Source organism: Paenibacillus sp. FSL L8-0644, assembly GCF_038008165.1.
GTDB classification, from domain to species: domain Bacteria; phylum Bacillota; class Bacilli; order Paenibacillales; family Paenibacillaceae; genus Paenibacillus; species Paenibacillus polymyxa_D.
The window spans coordinates 4,038,106-4,058,154 of sequence record NZ_JBBOYN010000001.1; the positions used below are offsets into that span (position 1 = coordinate 4,038,106).

The following is a 20,049-nucleotide window of genomic DNA, read 5'->3' on the forward strand; positions in this document are numbered from 1 at the left end:
TTAACCACGGAGATCAGTGACAAACCTGATTCCCATGGTTTAGTTATATCTACACCGTAAACCGCGAAAGCTGTTCCTTCAAGTTCACTGATACTCCTTCCAGTTTATCCGACAAACCTACCAGTTGATTACCAATATTGGCCTGTTCAGTGCTGAGTGAAGCGACTTCCTGTGAAGTGGCCGAGGATTGCTCAGCTACTGCACTTACATTGGTCATTGCCTCGGACAATGTGGTCTGTGATTCACTCAGATGATGAATGGAGGCGGTGACCGTTCCCAACCGAAGCGCGAACTCTCCCATTTGCTGCTGCACCGATTGGAAAATGTCCGTTGTTTCCTGCACGGCTCCCATTTGCTCCCGGAACAGCGGGTACACCTCAGATAATGCCTGTACCGTTTCATTCATCTCATTGACGATGTTATTAGTAATACCCGTAGCTGTGCGAATAGCTTGACGTGATTGTTCAGCCAACTGCCGAACCTCATTAGCTACCACCATAAAACCACGCCCAGCCGTCCCCGCTCGTGCTGCTTCAATCGTCGCATTCAGTGATAGAATATTCGTTTGTTTAGCAATATCCTGTAATACGTCCAGCACCTTAAAGACATCGGAAGTTGTCTTCTTCAGTTCATCTACTTTGCCTACCAGAGCATGCGTAGTTTCTTCCGTAACCTTAGTCTTGCTCAATAGAGTTTTCAGTTGAACTGTCCCTTGTTCACTGGATTGTTCAACTTCTTGTGCGACCAGACTCATTTCATGATTGGAAGCCATAACCGTATCCATTTGCTGAGATATATTCCCGGTTAGTCCGCTGCCACGTTCGGCCTCTGTTGCCAAACTGGCGGCGCCGTGAGCAATTTCTTCCGTTGCTGCTGCTATTTCTTTGGCTGAAATGGCTGTCTTCTTCGAGGCATCGCCTAGTTCCGTCGCTGTTTTCAGAACCTCCTGAGCTGAGGCATTCGTCTGCTCTACCAGCAATGTAATTTGCTCCATCATGATATCAAAGCTTTCTGACAACTGCCCAATTTCATCCTCAGCCTTATAGTTCGTTCGAATTTGCAAGTTGCCTTTGGCGCCTTCGACCATTAAATCCTTCAGGTGTGTCAATGGACGAGCCACGAGACGCACGATCCATAGGCCAATGAACAATGCAATGAGTGCAGCCACTGCAGCAAATATCCAGGTCGTGGTTAGAATCCCCTTAGCGTCTCTCACCAGCTCAGATACAGGTACTACACCCACGAGAATCCATTTGGAAGTTCCCAGCGTATTATGAACCGCAAGCACATTTTGCTCTTTGCCGTCTGCTTCCTGCTCCATAATTTGATTTCCTTCGATCCCCTCAAGCTTGGAAACGTAATCCAGCTTTGTCTTTCCTCCAGCCAAGCTCTCATTGTTAGAGCCTACAAACTCACCCTTGTCTGTCACAAGGCTAATCATACTGCCTGAGCCCAAATTAACACCTTTCAACTCGTCCTCCACCGCACTGGACTTTAAATCCATAACCAGAACGTAAGTCCCTCCCAACCCGGACATACTGTTCATGGAGCGTGCTAGGCGAAAGGTCTTGCTGCCATTGTCATTCACCTGCGTAGGTAGCCAAACCATTCCCTTGTTTTTCAAAATATCCTTAAACCATGCTTCCTGCCGTACATCCTTTTGTGTTCCGGTGCCCATAGCAGCAAACTTGGTTTCTTCCGGGTACAAATACAATGAATCAATCGCTTTATTCGTAAAAGCAATATTCGTTAATTTCTTGTTTACTTCGCCCATAGCAACAAAAGATGCAAAGGGATTTTTATCTTGCTTTACAGCCTTTTGCAACTGATCACTTAATTCAGTATCAAAAAATACCTGTGTCGATGTGTCTTGAAAGCGCTCTAGAATAATGTCAAGCTTTTCTGAAGTTTGCTGAACGGTCTGCTGATAAGCCGTTGCTGCATTTTGCTCAATCGTACTTTTAGCCTTGTAGTATGAGAGCATCCCCAAGCTGACCACAAATAACATAATTGCCGCAAAAAAGATCAGAAACAACTTCATTCCAACCGAACGTATCGGATTATAGTTTTTGACCAAATGCATGAAATCTTTACTGTACCTTTCTGGCTTAAGTAAACGCTTTAAATTGTGTGTACCCTTACGAATCGCCTTAGCTAACCAGGGCGCAACCTTCGAAGACATCGCAACCGTTTGTTCCCCTTTATTCGTTGCTTTACTGCCTTTCAAACCCTGCATTTGATCCGTTTTCTTGGGTTGCCTTTTTACTGTATTCCCCTCTTTTTTCCGTAAACCCATTCCTCTCACCTACCACCATATAATTAGTTTCTAATTCCACGTCATCCATTATGTATCTATTATCTATATAACTTCTATCGGAACTATTCGACAAGGAATGTAGCTTTCCTTTGAGCATCGACTAAATTTTGTGAAACTTTTTTCCTAGAAAACTATTCAAAAAAAGGCCTCTCCAACCGATAGGAGAGGCTTTTGATTCTTTCACCTGTGACTTAAGGCTTATTTATTTCTTTTTACGCATCATATCAAAATACGATACGGGCTGATCTACCTTCATTCTAATTCGTTGAAGCGGGTGACGAGCAGCATCCAATTCGTTGCCTTCCTCATCCCAGATCGTTCCGACCGTTTGTTTGAAGAATGTTCCGTTCGGACCGAAAAATTCAATTTCATGACCGGGTTTAAAATGGTTCCGTTGTTGAATAGTTGCGATCCCACTCGCGGCATCGTAGTCCATGACTAGTCCAGCAAAATCATAAGGGACTGCCTTTTCTTCCGGCTCATAAATATGATCCTCATGATCCGGTGTATCGTAGAAAAACCCTGTATTCAGCGGACGATTAGCTGCCTTGTTAATTTCTTCAATCCATTCTGGTTTGAGCACATAATTTTCAGGATCAGCCATATAGGAATCAATCGCTTGACGATAGACATTCACGACCGTTGCCACATAGTGGATAGACTTCATCCGTCCCTCTACTTTAAAACTGTCTACACCTACATCAATCAGATCAGGGACATTTTCAATCATACATAGATCCTTGGAACCCATAGAAAAAGCATTATCACTCTCTTCAAACAATGGAAGCTGGTTAACACCGAGCTGGAACTGTTTCAGTGCATTGCTAACCTGTGCCTCTTCTTCAGATATCCAAACCTCACCTGGGCGGGCATCCTCAAACAGATCGTATTTCCAGCGGCAAGACTGACAACATCCCCCACGATTGGAATCACGGTCTGTAAAGTGATTGGACAACACGCAGCGGCCGGAAAATGAAGAGCACATCGCACCATGGACAAAAGCCTCGATTTCGATGTCCACATGCTTTTTAATTTCTTCGATTTCCTCCAGACTGGTCTCACGTCCAAGTACCACACGCGGTAACCCCTCGTTTTTCCAAAACTTTACCGCTTGCCAGTTCAGCGTGGACTGCTGTGTGCTCAAATGCACTTCCAATCCAGGAACAGCGCGCAATGCCACGGATACAATAGCCGGATCAGCGACGATAACGGCATGAATTCCCGCCTCGTACAGATTGCGCAAGTACTCCTCAATTCCGGCAATATCTTCATTGTGGGCATAGATGTTGGTGGCCACAAGCACTTTAGCACCATACTTGTTCGCAAATTCTACACCTTCGCGCATTTCCTCAAAACTGAAATTATCGGCGTTAGAACGCAGACCATATTTTTGTCCACCAATATATACAGCATCCGCGCCATAGTGAACGGCAAACTTCAGTTTTTCCAGATTTCCGGCAGGAGCCAACAGCTCCGGCTTGTCCAAACGATTCCGTTTACCTATATATTTTCTCGCTTTGGTTATCGTCCCCATGACGTTCCCCCCTCTGTAAATTCATTTTAAAATTAATAAACCTGCTCTTTATAGAAAAATCCGAAGGAAAGTTCCCGTTCAGGATCTTGAAGACGGCGAACTTCATCCAGCCAGCTTTCATCATAAGCGTAAGCATCTGGGTCGGCTGTATAACTATCTATTGCTTTACGATAAGCACGAACAACCGCCTCATTGTAAGCCGTAGGCTTCAATAAGCCCTCGATCTTAAAGCTATGCACGCCCGCCTCCATTAGAATATGCAGGTCCTCCATGATGCAAAAATCATCTGAACTCATAATATGTGTCCCATTTATATCCTCGTAAATAGGGAACTTCTCTTCTTTCCGCTCTGCTTCAATCAGAAACAAGCCGCGTCCTCTACCCAAATCCCCTTCTACATTACGTCCCTGGTGCAGCATATAACTTTGAACAAGCTTACGCTTGGAGTGATAAATATTAGTCATGCCATGTACCTGAACCTGTGCTTCTATGTTCAACTTTGGTATCATTTCGGTAATTTCATCCATACTCAGCTCACGAGCCAAAATGACCCGGGAAGCCCCCTTTTCACCCCAATAGTTGGCGGTTGCGAAGTTGGTAGAGATCATCTCACCGTTCCAGAACAGCTTCAGATGCGGGGCATACTCCTTCACGGCCATAAGCACTGCGGGATCATTAAACTCAATGGCGTCTATGCCGCATCCAGCTAGGGTCTGCACATATTCGGGAATGAGCGGCAATAGCTCGTTCGTCATCAAATTCGTCATAGATACATATACCTGCGCCGCATGCTTGCGTGCTTCTTCTACCACTTCACGGATTTGGTCCGGTGTAAAATGTCCCGGCAGTCGCATTCCAAAGCGGTCATCTCCAATAAGTAATGCAGTAGCTCCAGCCCCCAGCATATGGCGGGCATCCTCCGGAGAGCTGGCAGTTGCCAGTAGTTCGGGTTTGTAAGCCATAGGCTCACCTCCTAATTTGTCTTACGGTTACTTACCTGAATGTTATGCAAATGTTCTTTATACGTTTTGGCAAACAAATGTTCATGTGTCCCGTCTTTTTTGGTCACATAAAATAAATAATCTGTAGCTTTCGGCTGTAAAGCCGCTATCACTGAGTTCAGACTGGGACTTGCAATCGGCCCTGGTGGAAGTCCCAGATGCAAATACGTATTATAAGGGCTTTCCACAGCCAAATCCTTGTAATACAGCCGTTCTTTTTGCTTGTCCAGCATATATTGAACCGTAGCATCAATTTCCAGCTTCTTACCCTGTTTGAGCCGGTTATAAATGACGCCAGCTACTACAGACCGCTCATCTTCCACAACCACCTCGCGCTCTACCAAAGAAGCAACCGTCAGCAGTTGATGCAGCGTTTCACCCCGCTGTTTCAGCTTGGCATCCAGATCGGAAACAGTCTCCAACCGCTTTTGTGTCTGTTCTAGCATCACCTGTATCATATCTTTGGCCGTGCTGCCCTTTTTCAGCTCATAGGTTTCCGGGAAAAGGTAGCCCTCCAGCGCATAGCGAAGCCCCGCCTGCTTTGGAATGTCCCGCACCAGCGCGACGTCAAAAGCGGACGGATCGTTGGCCAGCTGCAAAAATTGCTGCCGGTCTGCCAGTCCTTCCTTTTGCAGCTTATCAGCCATCTGTCTAATCGTAAAACCTTCCGGGATTGTAAAACGAATCATTTCCTCTTTGACAACATCTCCAGCCGATAACTTAGTAATCAACTGATCAAAGGTTGCGCCAGGCTGCGCCTCATATTTTCCGGCCTGAAATGCGCTTCCTTGCTGTTTGAATTTTACATAAGCCTTAAACACGAGCGCATTACGTATAAGTCCCTTTTGCTCCAGCGTATCTGCGATTGCCGATGTTCCTGTTCCCTGCACCACCGTAAAAGCAACGGGTTGTGTTTGGGGCTGAACAGGCTGCATGGCATTCCAAATATAGAGGGCTACCCCTCCTGCTATAATGATAAGCAGTAGCAACAACGTAAACATCCTCGTCCTTCGCTTCACATCCACCCAACTCCTTCACAGCCAAAAAGGGCGGACTGGTCCGCCCTTTCAGGTTTGATCTCATCGCTATCCAGACTTACAGTTCTTCCGGCAACGTACATTCATCGTACAGTTCGGAAATATCTTCCCACTCATCATCATCTTCAATGGTGGTGATAGAGATTTCGCCGTCTGTGGATGAGCTTACATGGTAAAGTTCATGTTCGCCAACAGCAGCCCCGGGTCTACGCAATACGGCGTACCGTTGCTCCCCTACCTTGAACTCTGCTTCCAATTCCATGCGAATCGCATGGCCCCGTTCATCCTGCAACTCTACATCGCCGTCGAACGTTTCCTTCAAATCAGAGGTCCAACTCAGGTCTTCACGTGAATAGCTCGTCATTTCCCGTCTTCCTCTTCCTCTTCCTCTTCTTCTACGAATGTATTAAAGGTCTCTTCGACGATTTCCCATTCGGCATCGTCTTGGATCACAAACAATTTAATATCATCGCCTTCTTCCTCGTAACGGAAGGCGTACACATCGGACTCATCAGCTTCAGGGTCCACTGGCGCAACCATCATGTACTTCGCTTCGGAACCATCTACCTCAAACTTCATAATGACCTCGAACTCTTCCTCGTTGCCCTCGTCATCGGCAATATAAATAATTTCCGGCTCTTCTTCCATACCCACTTGATTTTCAGCCATTACGAAATCCCCCTCACCTTGTACTGTGTGCGTCCAAATAGTTTTGCAAGATCAGGCTTGCGGCCAGTTTATCTACCACCTGCTTGCGTTTTTTTCGGCTGACGTCGGCCTCCAGAAGCGTACGCTCCGCCGAACGCGTCGTCAGCCGTTCATCCCAAAGGTGAACGGGTAAACCCAGTAACTCCTTGAGTCGGTTCGCAAACTCGATGCAAATCTCACCGCGTGGACCCACGGTTCCGTTCATGTTTTTCGGCAAGCCAACAACAACCTCGCCGACCTCATTTTCACGAACCAAATTTGCAATTTTACCGAACTCGCTGTCGTCACCGCGTCGTTCTATGACTTCCAATCCTTGGGCGGTCCAGCCGAAGGCATCACTTACGGCGACCCCAATTCGGCGATCCCCGTAATCCAATCCCATTACTTTCATGCCTGTCTCCTAACGATGCTTAGCAAGATAGAAACGAACCAACTCTTCAATCAACTCATCGCGTTCTTTTTTACGTACCAGGCTTCTAGCATTATTATGCCGTGGCACATAAGCCGGATCACCGGATAGCAAATAGCCGACAATTTGATTGATCGGATTGTATTCTTTTTCTACCAACGCATCATATACGGTCAACAAAATCTCCTGAGCAGAAGCTTCCTTTTCATCTGCCTTGACATTAAATTTGACCGTTTTGTCCATGGAATCCATTGTTGACACCTCGCTTCCACAAAACATGTGTACATGTTTATGCCAGCTTATTCTTTTACATCATACCATAAGCAAAGCCCTACAAGGAAATATCTAAGCCCGTTTTTTCCCAAAAATCTGCAAAAAATATCGAACTTTATCCTTGTGAGGCTGCCGCCACCAGTTCATGCGCACGTTGAAGTGCTTCATCCAGCTTGCTGGCATCCTTACCACCGGCTTGCGCCATGTCAGGTCGTCCGCCACCGCCGCCACCGCATACGGCAGCAATTTCTTTCACGAGCTTGCCTGCATGAAGTCCGGCCTTGGTATGCTCTGCCGGAACTGCTACGACAAAATTAACTTTATCGTCCATTGCAGCGCCGAGCACCAGCACAGCAGCCGGAAGTTTCCCTTTCAGTTCATCAGCAATCGCACGCAACGCGTCCATGCTGGAAGCCTGCACGCGCGCAGCCAGCAGCTGCACCCCGCCTGCTTGCACGACCTGATCGGTCAGCTGGCCTGCCTCAATAACGCTCAGCTTGCTCTGCAGCGATTCATTTTCACGGCTAAGGTCTTTAATTTGTTGCTGCAATGATTCGATACGCTTTGGTACCTCAGACAGCTTGGATTTTACAAGTCCAGCCGATACCTTCAACAGCTCTAATTGACCTTCCATATATTCAAAACCAAAACGTCCGGTCACCGCTTCAATACGACGTACACCTGATCCAATGCCGCTCTCGCTGACAAGCTTGAACAAGCCAATTTGCGAAGTATTGCTGACATGACAGCCACCGCATAGTTCAATGCTGTAATCGCCTACTTTAACGACCCGCACGATATCTCCATATTTTTCACCGAACAGCGCCATTGCTCCGAGAGCCTTGGCTTCATCAATCGGTTTCAGTTCAATATTAACGTCCAGTTGGCTCCAGATGGCACGGTTTACACGCAGTTCAATATCCGCCAGTTCTTCTGGTGTAATGCTTCCAAAATGGGAGAAATCAAAACGCAGACGCCCAGGCTCTACCAAAGAACCCGCCTGATTGACATGGTCACCCAGCACTTCTTTAAGCGCTTTGTGAAGCAAATGCGTAGCCGTATGGTTTTTCTCAATTTCTCCACGTGAAGCTTGATCAACTTCAGCTTTCACCGTATCGCCAACGTTCAGCTCACCAGCTTCTACAACAACCTGATGCACATGCTGACCTTGTGGCGCCTTAAACAATCCTTCGACCTTCGCGGTTACCGTACCTCCACGCAGCAAGCCTTGGTCACTGACTTGTCCTCCGCTTTCGGCATAGAAAGGAGTCACATCCAGCACGACCTGGCAAGACTGCCCTTCACTAACAGTGTCCACCAGTACATCTTCATATACAATCGCCACAATTTTAGACTCAGTTACGAGGTCATTATATCCAACAAATTCACTTTTAACCGCCAGATCGGACAAAGCTCCGCCCTGAATCTTCATGCTGGCGCTGTCCTGATGTGCATCACGGGCGCGTTTGCGTTGTTCCTGCATCGCTTCATCAAAGCCTTCACGGTCTACTTTCAAGCCCTGCTCGTCTGCATAATCCTCTGTGAGATCGAATGGGAACCCGTACGTATCATACAGTTTGAAGGCATCTGCTCCACTAATGACATTGCGACCTTCTGCCTTCGCCTGAGCACTGATATCGGACAAAATTGCCAATCCATCTGTCAGTGTTTCATGGAAGCGTTCCTCTTCCGTTTTGATCACTTTGATGATGAAATCACGCTTGTCCACTACCTCAGGGTAATACACACCCATGACATCCCCAACGGTTTCCACCAGCTCAAACATAAATGGACGGTTCATGCCCAGCATTTTGCCATAGCGCACAGCCCGGCGCAGCAAACGGCGGATCACGTAACCGCGTCCTTCATTAGAAGGCAGCACACCGTCACCAATTGCAAAAGCTACGGTACGAACATGGTCAGCAATAACCTTAAGAGCCACATCACTGTCCACATTTTCGTTATATTTCACTCCTGCCATCGCCGCTGTTTTTTGAATTAGTGGCTGGAAGATATCCGTATCAAAGTTGGAATCCACATTTTGCAGAATGGATGCAAAACGCTCCAATCCAGCCCCTGTATCAATATTTTTGTTTGGAAGCGGCGTATAGCTACCGTCTTTGTTATGGTTGAATTGTGAGAAAACGAGGTTCCACACTTCCAGATAACGCTCATTTTCTCCCCCCGGATACATTTCAGGGTCCGTCATGTCGCTACCGTAGGCTTCGCCACGATCATAAAAGATTTCCGTACAAGGTCCGCAAGGACCTTCACCGATATCCCAAAAGTTATCTTCCAGTTTGATGATACGTTCGGCAGGAAGTCCAACTTTTTCGTTCCACAGCTTGTACGCTTCCTCATCCTCAGGATACACAGTTACAGCCAGACGTTCCGGATCAAAACCAATCCATTTTGGATCCGTCAGAAACTCCCATGCCCATGTAATGACTTCTTCCTTAAAATAGTCGCCAATAGAAAAGTTGCCGAGCATTTCGAAAAAGGTGTGATGGCGGCGCGTTTTACCGACATTCTCAATATCGTTCGTCCGAATACATTTTTGCGAATTGGCGATACGTGGATTTTCTGGCTTCACACGTCCGTCAAAATAAGGCTTAAGCGGTGCCATACCCGCATTAATCCACAGCAGGGAAGGATCTTTATGTGGAACAAGCGGCGCGCTTGGTTCAATCACATGTCCCTTGCTTTCAAAAAACTCCAGCCATTTGGAGCGGATTTCACTAGCTTTCATATAAGTAGCCTCCTAATTATGGTGTCACTGGTTCCTGGCACAGGCCATAAAAAAACAGAAAAACGCCCCTGAACGGATCAGGGACGATTGTATCGCGGTACCACCCTGGTTAACGCCGTCCCCTCTGTACGAAATGCCCATGCGCAAGCTGCACACCAACATTTGCTTAACGGACGATCGATCGCCTTGTTTTCACTGGTAACGGGAGCATCCCGGCGGGTTCAGCCCGCACTTCGAAATGAGCTTTCCCTACTGGATAAACACATTTAAACATACTCAATTCAGTATATCCGTGTCATTTAGCCGTGTCAACGCGATATCAGACAAGATACATACGGTGTAAGGACAAAATCAGATCGTTTTCCGCTTCACGTAATAAGCAAAAAAATGTTGAAGTCCTACCTTTAATACCGCCATCACGGGAACCGCTAAAATCAAGCCGGTAATTCCCGCAATTTCACCACCCACTAGCAGAGCGAAAATAATGGCTATCGGATGCAGATGCAGCGTTCGTCCTACCACCTGGGGAGAAATGACATTGCTTTCCAACACTTGAATACAAGTGTTAACGACCACGACCAAAAGCACCATTTTGAAGGAGATTGTAGAAGCCATGATTACTGCCGGAGCGGCTCCCAAAAAGGGGCCCAAATATGGAACGATGTTAAAAACCGCAACCACTCCTGCCAGCAACAGCGCATAAGGCATGCCAATCAGCATATATCCGAGATAAGCCAGCACGCCAATAATGACGCATACCAGTAATTGTCCCCTGACATAGTTGCCAAGCGCCTGATCAATTTCCTTAAGTACCGTTACAATCGCCTTACGACGAGAACGCGGGAGGTAAGACACAATCGTCCGCTCGAACACATCAAAATCTTTCAAAATATAAAAAATGAGGAACGGTACAATGAATACATTGAACAGCATGTTGATCATCCCGCCGATGTTATCCATAAAGGTAGAAATTCCGGTTGCCATCCGATTCTCTAGTTGGAAAAACCATTGATTCATACCCGTTCGCACCCCTTGGGGCAAAATGCCGCTATCCATATTCGTCATTAATCCCTGTGCATGCATGGTCAGCTCAGGCAGATGCTCATTCAGCTCATCCAGTTGTTCAATAAACATCGGAATCAGGTTCATCAGAATCACAACGAGACTGGCCAAAAATACAGCATAGATGAGCAGCACAGCTACGCTTCGAGGCACCTTGCGACCGCCCAGCATATTGACAACAGGATTAAGTACATAGGAGATGATCATCGCTACCGCAAACGGAGCAATGATTGTTTTCAGAAATTCATACAAATGAAAAAACAAAGGTCGCAGCAGCCAGATAAAATATAGAATGACAAGTCCCAGCAGCGTCCATATTCCGTACCGGAACAGTCTACTTTTCGTTAATTGCTCCATTTCGTGCCCCCTTACCGGACTAGCCTTCTTTAAGTATATGCCTGTACCTCTACTTTAATCCTTCCCGCGAGTCTGGAATGCTCCATCGATTACCATTGTAAAAAAATGATGAAAACGGATGAAAATAATTAACAAAGTCATTCCATCTGACGATATAAGTACAAAGCACTATTTTAGGATTTCATATTTCTGAAACATCGGGGGTCATTACATGAACTTAAAAATCAAGCTTATTCTCCTTTTCACTTGCATTGTTATCGTTGCAGCCGGGCCTTTATCCGTTATTAGCATGACAAGTATCAAAAATCAGGCTAACCGTGACATACAAGAGCTTATGACTAGTAAAGCCACCGAAACCGTCAATCAGCTCGACGGATGGACCAGCGGCAATGCCAAAATTATCGAGACACTGGCTGCAGGTCTGGAATCGAGTGATATTTCATCAGATGCCAAAACCGTATCTCTGAAAGCAGCTTTTGAAAACTATAAAGATCAAAATATTTCCAACATCTACGCAGGCTTTGAAGATGGATCCTACTGGGATGGATCTGGCTGGTTTGAAGCTGGTTATGATCCTCGCGCTCGTCCGTGGTACAAGGATGCCAAAACCAAGGGAGAAATGTATTATTCCTCACCTTACACCGATGCAGGCAGCAATGACTTCACCATTTCTATTGCTAAACCTCTCAAAGATTCCAACGGCTCTATCACGGGGGTAGTCAGCGAGGATATTATGTTAAATGATATGACAAAAATCATTAAAGACATAAACCTGAACGGATTAGGCTACGCATTTCTGATTGACCAGAATGGAGTTGTGGTCGCACACCCAGACAGCAAGCTGGCCGGTAAAAACCTTAAGGATACGCCCGAGTTGGGTTCATCAACTGCGGCCCTGCTGAGCACAGCTTCGGGAAAAACAGACTATACCTATAATGGCAGTGACCGTCAGCTTTATTTTAAAAAGATGCCTAGCACTGGCTGGATTGTAGGATTGTCCATTTCAAAAGATATTGCTTTTCAGGAGTATTACTCCACTCGTAATCAGTTGATTATTACCGTTGCTATCATCTTGGTCGTTGCTATGCTGCTGGCAATCTGGGCGGCAAACAACTTTATCAAGCCAATTCGGAAGCTTCAAGTGAACGTCAAACGTATAGCTGAAGGCGATATGACAGCTCGTGTGGACATTAAGGGTAAAGATGAAATTGCCAGCCTGGGTACAGATTTTAATATCATGTCTGATAATCTATCTCACCTGTTGCGCAAGGTATCAGATACTGCAGGCGATGTCAGCTCAGCTTCCCATGATATGCATCAGCACGCTAAGGATACTGGAACCATCGCGTCACAAATCTCCAGCGCAGTTCAGGAACTTGCCCAAGGAGCGAGCGACCAAGCTGAGGCTGTATATTCCGGCTCTGAGAAGCTGACTCACATGACAGGCTCCATCGACCAGATTGGCGAAAGTGTCAAACGGACCCAAACTGCCGTATTCGAAACAGATTCTGCCGTGCTTGCAGGGTATGAAACAGCTGAACGTCAAGCGAAACTGGCCGCCGAGTCCAGACAAACGACGACTGCGGCAGGGGAAGCCGTAGATTCACTCACGCTAAAAACTCAGGATATTGAGCGGCTGGCCGGAGCCATCCATGATATCGCCGCACAAACAAACCTGCTGGCCCTCAATGCATCTATCGAAGCAGCACGGGCCGGGGAACACGGACGAGGTTTTGCCGTCGTCGCGGGAGAAGTGAGAAAGCTGGCTGAGCAAGCGGGCAGTTCCAGTGACAGTATCATGAGTAAGCTGGAAGAAATTAAGATTGCAGGAGTACAAAGCGCGGAGGAAATGAAGAGGGCTCTTGCTGTAACTGTAGAACAGGAGCACGCTGCCATTGCAACGAGACAGGCGTTTGAGTCCATTCGTGGCGCTTCTCAGCATATGCTTGCCCAAATTGAGGACGTTACAGCCGCCGCAGATGATCTCCGTGTGAATGCCGGGCATATTTCCGACGTCATTTCCAGCGTTGTCGCTGTTTCTGAGCAAAGTGCAGCATCTACAGAGGAAGTGGCCTCCTCTGTGCAAGAACAAGGTCATGCCATGAATAATATTGCTGACCTTTCTGCCAAACTCGATTCTCATGCAGATCTTCTATTGGAAGAGGTCAAACGCTTTAAATTGTAGAACTTACAATCTTCACAATAACGGTATACAAAAGAGGGTGCCCTCAGCCATTATGGCCGTACGGGGCACCCTCTTCGTTGTTTTTTATCAAGCGTTATACAACCTACTAAGCCGTATGTAGATCACACCTCTTAGTAAGCAGCCTGTCCACTTTTGGTGTCCAGCTTAGGAAGAAGCGTGAATTTGCGGCAAGTCCTGTTGTGCCATCTCATCTCCAAAGAATAGGTCGTCCAGCGAACTGAGCGTTCCATCCTCTTCCACTTGGTAGACAGACATTTTTTCACCATTCACCTGAAGTTCGATAAAGCATCCCCAGCAATAAAATTGATGGGAGCCAATTTTTCCGATATCTTTGGAATTACAATTCGGACATCTCAATAAACTCACCCTATCCATTAACAGAATATATGGCTTTTTCCAGACGCTGCTCGCTTAATGGGGGAACCATAACAGCATTTTCCCCGATGGACATCTCTTCGGTGCAGGGCAGCCATTTCCGCCCCTCTATAATATCCGATACAAAACCATCGCTGATTTCCAAGCCTATTATGTTATTGCCCATTTCCTGGTCAAAATAAACATCCGAGATGTGCCCGAGCATAAGCCCTTCCTCTGTTAGCACGGATAGATCCTTCAGTTTACAAGGCCCAAGCAAGTACGTATGTTGTATATCATGGGCCTCCATTTTACGCACAGCCTGCTGATTGCGAATCATGATCGCATCCTCACCGTAAGCAACGATGTCATCCCAAGCAACCATTTTCACGTGAGAAGAAAAAAGTCCCTTTCCTTCCAACTCGATCCCTGAGATTCGCCAATCCGCTGTCACCATAAAGTCATGTATTTTACCAATCTGCTTCCCGTCCTCCACATCGAAAACGGCAAGTCCGATCATATCTTGAAGCTTCATATATAGGGTACCTCCTCATTCTGCAATCTGAACGAAGGTGCGGTCCTTTTCCTACATGCCTGTCAGACCTTGCTTCCGTTCATGCAATGAAATGGAAAAACCGCCCCTCCCTTCTTATTAAAATGCGGAGAAATCCCTAGTACCTAGTACGCAGCCGCTTCCATATGGTTTCAATTTTCTTGGCCGTGTATTCCATTTCTTCCGTAGTATTACCCAAACCGAAGCTAAACCGAATCGCTGAATGTAAAACATCTTCAGGAAGATCCATCGCCTGCAATACATGCGATAGCTCTAAAGATCCGGAAGTGCAGGCTGATCCGCTTGCTGCTGCGATTCCTTCCATATCAAGGTTCATCAGCATGGTCTCTGTACCAATGGCCGGAAAGCTAACATTGAGAACATTAGGTAAAGAATGATCAGGGTCACCGTTAATCACAAAATTTTGGCTACCCAGAGTGTCTTCCAACCCTTTAAGCAACGTCTGGCGAAGAACCGTATCGTGCGCCCCACGCTCCTCAATGGAAGCATTAGCAAGAGTTGCGGCTTTAGCCAGCCCCGTAATACCGGCGATATTTTCTGTTCCGGCACGGCGTTTCTTTTCCTGAAGTCCCCCATGCATTAGCGGCTGAAGGCGTGTACCTTGGCGGATATACAATGCCCCAACCCCTTGCGGTCCGTTAATCTTATGACCAGACACACTCAGTAAGTCAATCGGGAGGTTCCGGCAGTCGATGGATATATGACCGAAAGCTTGAACCGCATCTACATGGAATACAACTCCATGTTCTCTCGCAATCTGCCCTACTTCTGAGATCGGCTGAATGACGCCCACCTCATTGTTGGCATACATCATGCTGATCAAAAAAGTATCTGGTCGAATGGCAGCCTCGATATCCGCAGGGTTCACGCGTCCAAACCCGTTGACCGGGACATAAGTTACCTCATACCCCGCTTTTTCCAGCTCATCACAAGCATGAAGCACTGCATGATGTTCAACCGCAGTTGTAATCATATGCCCTGAAGTACGGCCGTCTGCCGTAGCCGTCCCAAACAGGGCCAGATTATCACTTTCTGTTCCTCCGCTCGTAAAAATAATTTCTTCAGGCTTGCAGCCCAAAGAGGCCGCAACGGCATCCCGAGCAGCGCTGACGGTGCGCTTGGCATCGCGGCCAAAGGCATGAACGCTCGAAGCGTTGCCGAATTGGCCAGTCATGATGTCCATCATAGTCTGCGCAACCTCAGGATGCATAGGAGTCGATGCGGCATGATCCAGATAAATTCTGTTCATGTTATCCACCTCAAATGTAGAACATGTAATTATCCAATTCATCATGTTCTTGGTATGTGATCAAGTCCTTAAGTGTAGTAGAATCCAACACTTCAGCGATGCTGTCACGAATTCGCAGCCACAGCTGACGTTTTGCCGGATCGTCTTCTTCCGTGAAATCGACCGGAGAAATCGGACCTTCCAGTACACGAATGATGTCTCCCGCTGTTACTCCTGCCGGTTCATTTGCCAAAATATAACCGCCGTAAGCACCACGGATACTTTTTACCAAACCTGCATTACGCAAAGGCGCAATGAGCTGTTCCAGATAATGCTCTGACAGCTGATTTTTTTCGGCAATACTTTTCAAAGAAGTTGGACCTTCGCCAAACCTGGCTGCAAGTTCCATCATAATGGTCAGGCCGTAACGGCCTTTCGTTGATATTTTCAATTGTGCCACCTCACTTATAGTAACAATTCCGTTAAACACGCGGAATAACTGGTGTTGTAAACCTCTCTATTCCGATCCTAACCCTCAGCTTATGTTAACATATTAGGGCAGGTAAAGGGAAACATTACGGTAACTATCTTAAAAAAAGTTGCTTTCGGGCGATTTGGAACAGCTTTAGCCCGCTTTATGTAGCTTTCTTCCATCGTTCGCCGTGTCGTTTGATCGTCCAAACATCGTATCTTATTATCGTTTATGTTACAATAGGTGGGTTCTACAACTATATTGAAAGAATTGGGTGATGACCATGGCTAAAGCCAATCATGAAACCCGTGTCGTCGTCGGGATGTCCGGTGGCGTCGACTCATCCGTTACTGCGCTGCTGCTGAAGGAGCAGGGCTATGACGTAATCGGCATCTTCATGAAAAACTGGGATGACACGGATGAATTTGGCCGTTGTACGGCTGAGGAGGATGCGGAGGATGTGCGCCGTGTCTGCGAACAGATCGACATTCCTTACTATACCGTCAATTTTGAAAAAGAATACTTCGATAAAGTATTCTCTTATTTTCTTGATGAATATAAAGCTGGACGCACACCCAACCCGGATGTCATGTGTAACCGTGAAATTAAATTCGGCGAGTTTCTAAATAAAGCGCTGGATTTGGGAGCAGATTATGTTGCTACTGGACATTATGCACGGGTTGTGGAAGAAGACGGCCACTTTACTTTGCTGCGAGGCGTGGACAGCAACAAGGATCAAACTTATTTCCTGAATGCGTTAAGCCAAAAGCAGCTATCCCGAACCATGTTCCCTATCGGTCATCTGCCGAAACCAGAAGTGCGTAAAATTGCGGAAGCTGCGGGACTGTATACGGCCAAGAAGAAAGACAGCACAGGCGTATGTTTTATCGGCGAGCGTAATTTCAAGGAGTTTCTGAGTGGATATCTACCTGCAAAAGGTGGAGACATGGTGGATATCGCTACTGGTGAAGTCAAAGGACGCCACGATGGTCTGATGTACTATACACTGGGTCAACGTCAAGGCTTGGGCATTGGCGGCTCAGGTTCAGGCGAACCGTGGTTCGTAGCGGATAAGGATCTGGAGAAGAATATTCTGTATGTGGTACAGGGTGATCGTCACCACAGCCTGTATTCTACCAGCCTGATTGCAACAGATGTGAACTGGATTGAAGGCGCAGATACTCGTCCGACCGGCGAATTCCGTTGCACAGCCAAATTCCGTTATCGCCAACCTGATCAGCAAGTAACTTTACAATGGCTTGCGGATGGGACCGTGCATGTCATATTCGATGTACATCAAAAGGCCATTACGCCTGGACAAGCTGTTGTATTTTACGACGGGGAACGCTGTCTGGGTGGAGGAACCATTGATAAGGTTGAAAAACTTCAGCCTGAAACGGTTTAAATGAAACCCATTTTGCATTGATATAGCAGGAATTAAAAAAGTCGTCTCTCCAGATTTGGAAGGGGCGACTTTTTTTTATGAAAGTTTATTTTAGTTCATGGCTTGTAAAGAATTCATAATCTGCTCTTTATGATGTCTGTCATGCTGGACAAACATTTCTTGCAAAAAATTTCCCATGGTGTATGAGCTATTAGGAAATTGACGGATAAACATTGATTCTGAAACCATCTTGAGCTTCACAATCATTCGCCTACGCTCTGCAATAGCTTCATTTAACAAATCATGTGGTTTCATATTTCTGCCGAATGCAACGGACGAATCGTTAAACGCTTGTACATCAGGATGTTCTTGGAGCGTAATTTGTTCCTCATTGATAATCTGTATGAGTGTCTTAGTGAAGCTTTTGTCCCATCCCATAATATGACTGATCATATCTTGTATTGACCATGTACCCACTATGGGTTTACGAAGTAGCTCATTTTTCTAAATCTTCAGAAATCTCAGCTATCGTCGCCAATTGAATTCCTCCTTTAAGGTAAGTAACTTTTGATAACATCCTCATTTGGGTATATGATGTAAACAAGATCATACTTCAATTGAAAAGGAGCGTGCCTTTATGTCTGATTCATTAGGAATGCTGACACCAGGTAAAAAAGTTTCTTTGAAAGAATGGGACCCTAAGGATACAAATAATATCAAAAATAAAGAAGAAATCCGACAGGAAACAGATCAATTGAAGGAACGCTTCACGGAATTACAAAGCAAATTATTTACAGAGAAAAAACAATCCGTTTTGTTTATATTTCAGGGCATGGATTGCAGCGGCAAAGATGGCGTCATCAAACAGGTATTTTCTAATCTGAATCCGGCGGGGGTGACGGTCCACAGCTTCAAATCGCCTACGGCTGAGGAATTAAGTCATGATTTCTTGTGGCGTGCTCATAGCGTTACCCCAGGACGTGGATATATTGCAGCATTTAACCGTTCTTATTATGAGGATGTGCTAATTACACGTGTTCACGGACAGATATCCGATAAGCAGGCCAAACGGAATATTAAGCATATCAAGCATTTTGAACAGTTGTTGCTGGATAATGGTGTAAAGGTGGTTAAAATCTTTTTACATATTTCAAAGCAATTTCAGTTAGAAAAGCTGATCGACCGAATTGAAAAGCCTCACAAAAACTGGAAACTCGATCCAAGTGATTTGCAAGAACGGAAATTTTGGAAGCAATATACCCAGTATTATGAGGATGTATTAGAGCTAAGCGCAACCAAACAAGCTCCTTGGTATGTCGTTCCTTCAGACAACCGTTGGTATAGGGATTATACTGTGCTGCGGATTGCCGTCCAAACGCTGGAGGAAATGAAGTTGTCTGATCCTGATCCAAGACCTGAACTCGAATCCCTTTTACCTGAATTGTACAAAGAACGAGATAAAAAATAGCTGTATAGGTACAGCACTAAGCTTCCAAAACCGTATCACGGCTGAGAATGCCTTGAGTCGGGATTGGAAGCTTTTTATTGCATTTTTACGTGTTATTTCGAAAATGTATAAAGCTTAACTGACTCTGTACCCGATAGCCGCAGCTACAACTCCTACCACGACAGAGGAAAGTACATACGTAGCCATGCGTCGGTATTCTTTGCGCTCCATCAGTTGAAGAGATTCATAGCCGAATGTGGAAAAGGTGGTGTAGCTGCCACAAAAACCTGTTCCTAACAGCATCCAGAGTGCAGGAGACAACTGGTGTTGCGTAAACTCACCATAGAGCCAGCCTAGCAGCAATGAACCGCTGACGTTAATGATCCACGTCCCCCACGGGAATACGGTACCCAACCTCTTGCCGGCCCACATACCAAGCCCGTATCTCGCCAGTGTACCCATAATCCCGCCTGCCGCCGCCCACCAGATCATAAGCGTTCCTCCTTCGGAGCAGCCTGCGTCATTTTTGTACCTAGACGGATACCTGTCCATGTCAAAAATAGCCCTCCGCCTACGCTTAGCAGGAGGTACAACACAGCCGTCAGCATACGATCGTGAACTGTGAGGCGTACAGCATCCACTGCAAAAGTGGAAAAGGTGGTAAAGCCCCCTGTAAAGCCTGTTCCGATGGCAAGTCGCAATCGCGGCTTGATCCGCCATGATCGCAAGGTTACCGTAAAGAACCAACCAAGAAACAGGCAGCCGATCCAATTAATTAGCAGCACACCAAGTGGAAAATCCGCACCCGCCGCAGGCAGCAGCGATTGCAGGCCATAACGGGTAGAGGTTCCAAGCGCTCCGCCTGCGGCAACGAATAACATGTCTTTCATTTTTTTATCCCCTTCTTCGCACTTGCACGATCATGGCGTAACGTGAC

The 20,049-nt window shown here is 46.4% G+C and carries 21 protein-coding genes; 4 read left to right on the forward strand and 17 right to left on the reverse strand.

What is annotated here, in order from left to right; genetic code table 11:
- Positions 1 to 49: 49 nt before the first annotated feature.
- The 9 genes from NSS94_RS18270 to alaS all read right to left on the reverse strand — a co-directional run bounded on the left by NSS94_RS18270 (position 50) and on the right by alaS (position 10,028).
- Complete coding sequence (locus tag NSS94_RS18270) at positions 50 to 2,296, reverse strand: methyl-accepting chemotaxis protein (protein WP_341039867.1); 2,247 nt, start codon at positions 2,294 to 2,296, stop codon at positions 50 to 52.
- 223 nt (positions 2,297 to 2,519) lie between these two features.
- Positions 2,520 to 3,851: a peptidase U32 family protein gene (locus tag NSS94_RS18275; RefSeq protein ID WP_069012471.1), complete on the reverse strand. Its 1,332-nt coding sequence runs from the start codon at positions 3,849 to 3,851 to the stop codon at positions 2,520 to 2,522.
- A 32-nt stretch (positions 3,852 to 3,883) separates the two neighbouring features.
- Entirely contained in the window at positions 3,884 to 4,813 is a 930-nt protein-coding gene (locus NSS94_RS18280) for a peptidase U32 family protein (RefSeq protein WP_318627537.1), read from the reverse strand.
- A gap of 11 nt (positions 4,814 to 4,824) precedes the next feature.
- Positions 4,825 to 5,853 carry an endolytic transglycosylase MltG gene (gene mltG, locus NSS94_RS18285; protein ID WP_069012469.1) on the reverse strand — a complete coding sequence of 343 codons (1,029 nt, stop codon included), beginning with the start codon at positions 5,851 to 5,853 and terminating at the stop codon, positions 4,825 to 4,827.
- 94 nt (positions 5,854 to 5,947) lie between these two features.
- Positions 5,948 to 6,253, reverse strand: coding sequence for a DUF1292 domain-containing protein (locus NSS94_RS18290; protein ID WP_341039868.1), 306 nt, complete (start codon positions 6,251 to 6,253; stop codon positions 5,948 to 5,950).
- Positions 6,250 to 6,558, reverse strand: a complete 309-nt coding sequence (locus NSS94_RS18295) for a DUF1292 domain-containing protein (protein WP_241113411.1) — start codon at positions 6,556 to 6,558, stop codon at positions 6,250 to 6,252. The genes NSS94_RS18290 and NSS94_RS18295 overlap by 4 nt, the downstream gene beginning before the upstream one ends.
- A gap of 13 nt (positions 6,559 to 6,571) precedes the next feature.
- Positions 6,572 to 6,988, reverse strand: coding sequence for a Holliday junction resolvase RuvX (gene ruvX, locus NSS94_RS18300; protein WP_029515724.1), 417 nt, complete (start codon positions 6,986 to 6,988; stop codon positions 6,572 to 6,574).
- Between the two features lie 9 nt (positions 6,989 to 6,997).
- Positions 6,998 to 7,258 carry an IreB family regulatory phosphoprotein gene (locus NSS94_RS18305; RefSeq protein ID WP_007431624.1) on the reverse strand — a complete coding sequence of 87 codons (261 nt, stop codon included), beginning with the start codon at positions 7,256 to 7,258 and terminating at the stop codon, positions 6,998 to 7,000.
- A 136-nt stretch (positions 7,259 to 7,394) separates the two neighbouring features.
- A complete protein-coding gene (gene alaS, locus NSS94_RS18310) occupies positions 7,395 to 10,028 on the reverse strand; it encodes an alanine--tRNA ligase (protein ID WP_029515725.1) in 2,634 nt (877 codons plus the stop codon).
- Positions 10,029 to 10,115: 87 nt separating this feature from the next.
- On the opposite strand from alaS, the gene NSS94_RS18315 reads away from it, so the two are divergent.
- On the forward strand, positions 10,116 to 10,298 hold the full coding sequence (locus tag NSS94_RS18315; protein ID WP_142657862.1) for a hypothetical protein: 183 nt from the start codon (positions 10,116 to 10,118) through the stop codon (positions 10,296 to 10,298).
- Positions 10,299 to 10,379: 81 nt separating this feature from the next.
- Here the strand turns inward: NSS94_RS18315 and NSS94_RS18320 are convergent, their stop codons facing one another.
- The gene (locus NSS94_RS18320; protein WP_029515726.1) at positions 10,380 to 11,447 is read right to left on the reverse strand and encodes an AI-2E family transporter; all 1,068 of its coding nucleotides are present in this window, start codon (positions 11,445 to 11,447) and stop codon (positions 10,380 to 10,382) included.
- Positions 11,448 to 11,658: 211 nt separating this feature from the next.
- On the opposite strand from NSS94_RS18320, the gene NSS94_RS18325 reads away from it, so the two are divergent.
- Positions 11,659 to 13,632 carry a methyl-accepting chemotaxis protein gene (locus tag NSS94_RS18325; RefSeq protein WP_029515727.1) on the forward strand — a complete coding sequence of 658 codons (1,974 nt, stop codon included), beginning with the start codon at positions 11,659 to 11,661 and terminating at the stop codon, positions 13,630 to 13,632.
- 165 nt (positions 13,633 to 13,797) lie between these two features.
- Here NSS94_RS18325 and NSS94_RS18330 read toward each other — a convergent pair whose 3' ends face one another.
- The 4 genes from NSS94_RS18330 to cymR all read right to left on the reverse strand — a co-directional run bounded on the left by NSS94_RS18330 (position 13,798) and on the right by cymR (position 16,260).
- The gene (locus NSS94_RS18330; protein ID WP_013311529.1) at positions 13,798 to 14,010 is read right to left on the reverse strand and encodes a hypothetical protein; all 213 of its coding nucleotides are present in this window, start codon (positions 14,008 to 14,010) and stop codon (positions 13,798 to 13,800) included.
- Positions 14,011 to 14,020: 10 nt separating this feature from the next.
- The gene (locus NSS94_RS18335; RefSeq protein WP_029515728.1) at positions 14,021 to 14,542 is read right to left on the reverse strand and encodes a PRC-barrel domain-containing protein; all 522 of its coding nucleotides are present in this window, start codon (positions 14,540 to 14,542) and stop codon (positions 14,021 to 14,023) included.
- Between the two features lie 136 nt (positions 14,543 to 14,678).
- Positions 14,679 to 15,830, reverse strand: coding sequence for a cysteine desulfurase family protein (locus tag NSS94_RS18340; protein ID WP_029515729.1), 1,152 nt, complete (start codon positions 15,828 to 15,830; stop codon positions 14,679 to 14,681).
- Positions 15,831 to 15,840: 10 nt separating this feature from the next.
- A complete protein-coding gene (cymR, locus tag NSS94_RS18345; RefSeq protein WP_013311532.1) occupies positions 15,841 to 16,260 on the reverse strand; it encodes a cysteine metabolism transcriptional regulator CymR in 420 nt (139 codons plus the stop codon).
- 304 nt (positions 16,261 to 16,564) lie between these two features.
- Between cymR and mnmA the strand changes: the two genes are divergently transcribed.
- Positions 16,565 to 17,686, forward strand: a complete 1,122-nt coding sequence (mnmA, locus tag NSS94_RS18350) for a tRNA 2-thiouridine(34) synthase MnmA (RefSeq protein ID WP_029515730.1) — start codon at positions 16,565 to 16,567, stop codon at positions 17,684 to 17,686.
- Positions 17,687 to 17,776: 90 nt separating this feature from the next.
- On the opposite strand, the gene NSS94_RS18355 is transcribed toward mnmA, so the two are convergent.
- Complete coding sequence (locus NSS94_RS18355) at positions 17,777 to 18,118, reverse strand: ClbS/DfsB family four-helix bundle protein (protein ID WP_340932940.1); 342 nt, start codon at positions 18,116 to 18,118, stop codon at positions 17,777 to 17,779.
- Positions 18,119 to 18,302: 184 nt separating this feature from the next.
- Here NSS94_RS18355 and NSS94_RS18360 point away from each other — a divergent pair, with 184 nt between their 5' ends.
- Positions 18,303 to 19,133, forward strand: coding sequence for a PPK2 family polyphosphate kinase (locus NSS94_RS18360; RefSeq protein ID WP_165149671.1), 831 nt, complete (start codon positions 18,303 to 18,305; stop codon positions 19,131 to 19,133).
- Positions 19,134 to 19,247: 114 nt separating this feature from the next.
- Here the strand turns inward: NSS94_RS18360 and crcB (NSS94_RS18365) are convergent, their stop codons facing one another.
- Positions 19,248 to 19,604: a fluoride efflux transporter CrcB gene (gene crcB / locus NSS94_RS18365; RefSeq protein ID WP_029515732.1), complete on the reverse strand. Its 357-nt coding sequence runs from the start codon at positions 19,602 to 19,604 to the stop codon at positions 19,248 to 19,250.
- On the reverse strand, positions 19,601 to 20,002 hold the full coding sequence (gene crcB / locus NSS94_RS18370) for a fluoride efflux transporter CrcB (protein ID WP_029515733.1): 402 nt from the start codon (positions 20,000 to 20,002) through the stop codon (positions 19,601 to 19,603). The genes crcB (NSS94_RS18365) and crcB (NSS94_RS18370) overlap by 4 nt, the downstream gene beginning before the upstream one ends.
- Positions 20,003 to 20,049 lie beyond the last annotated feature (47 nt).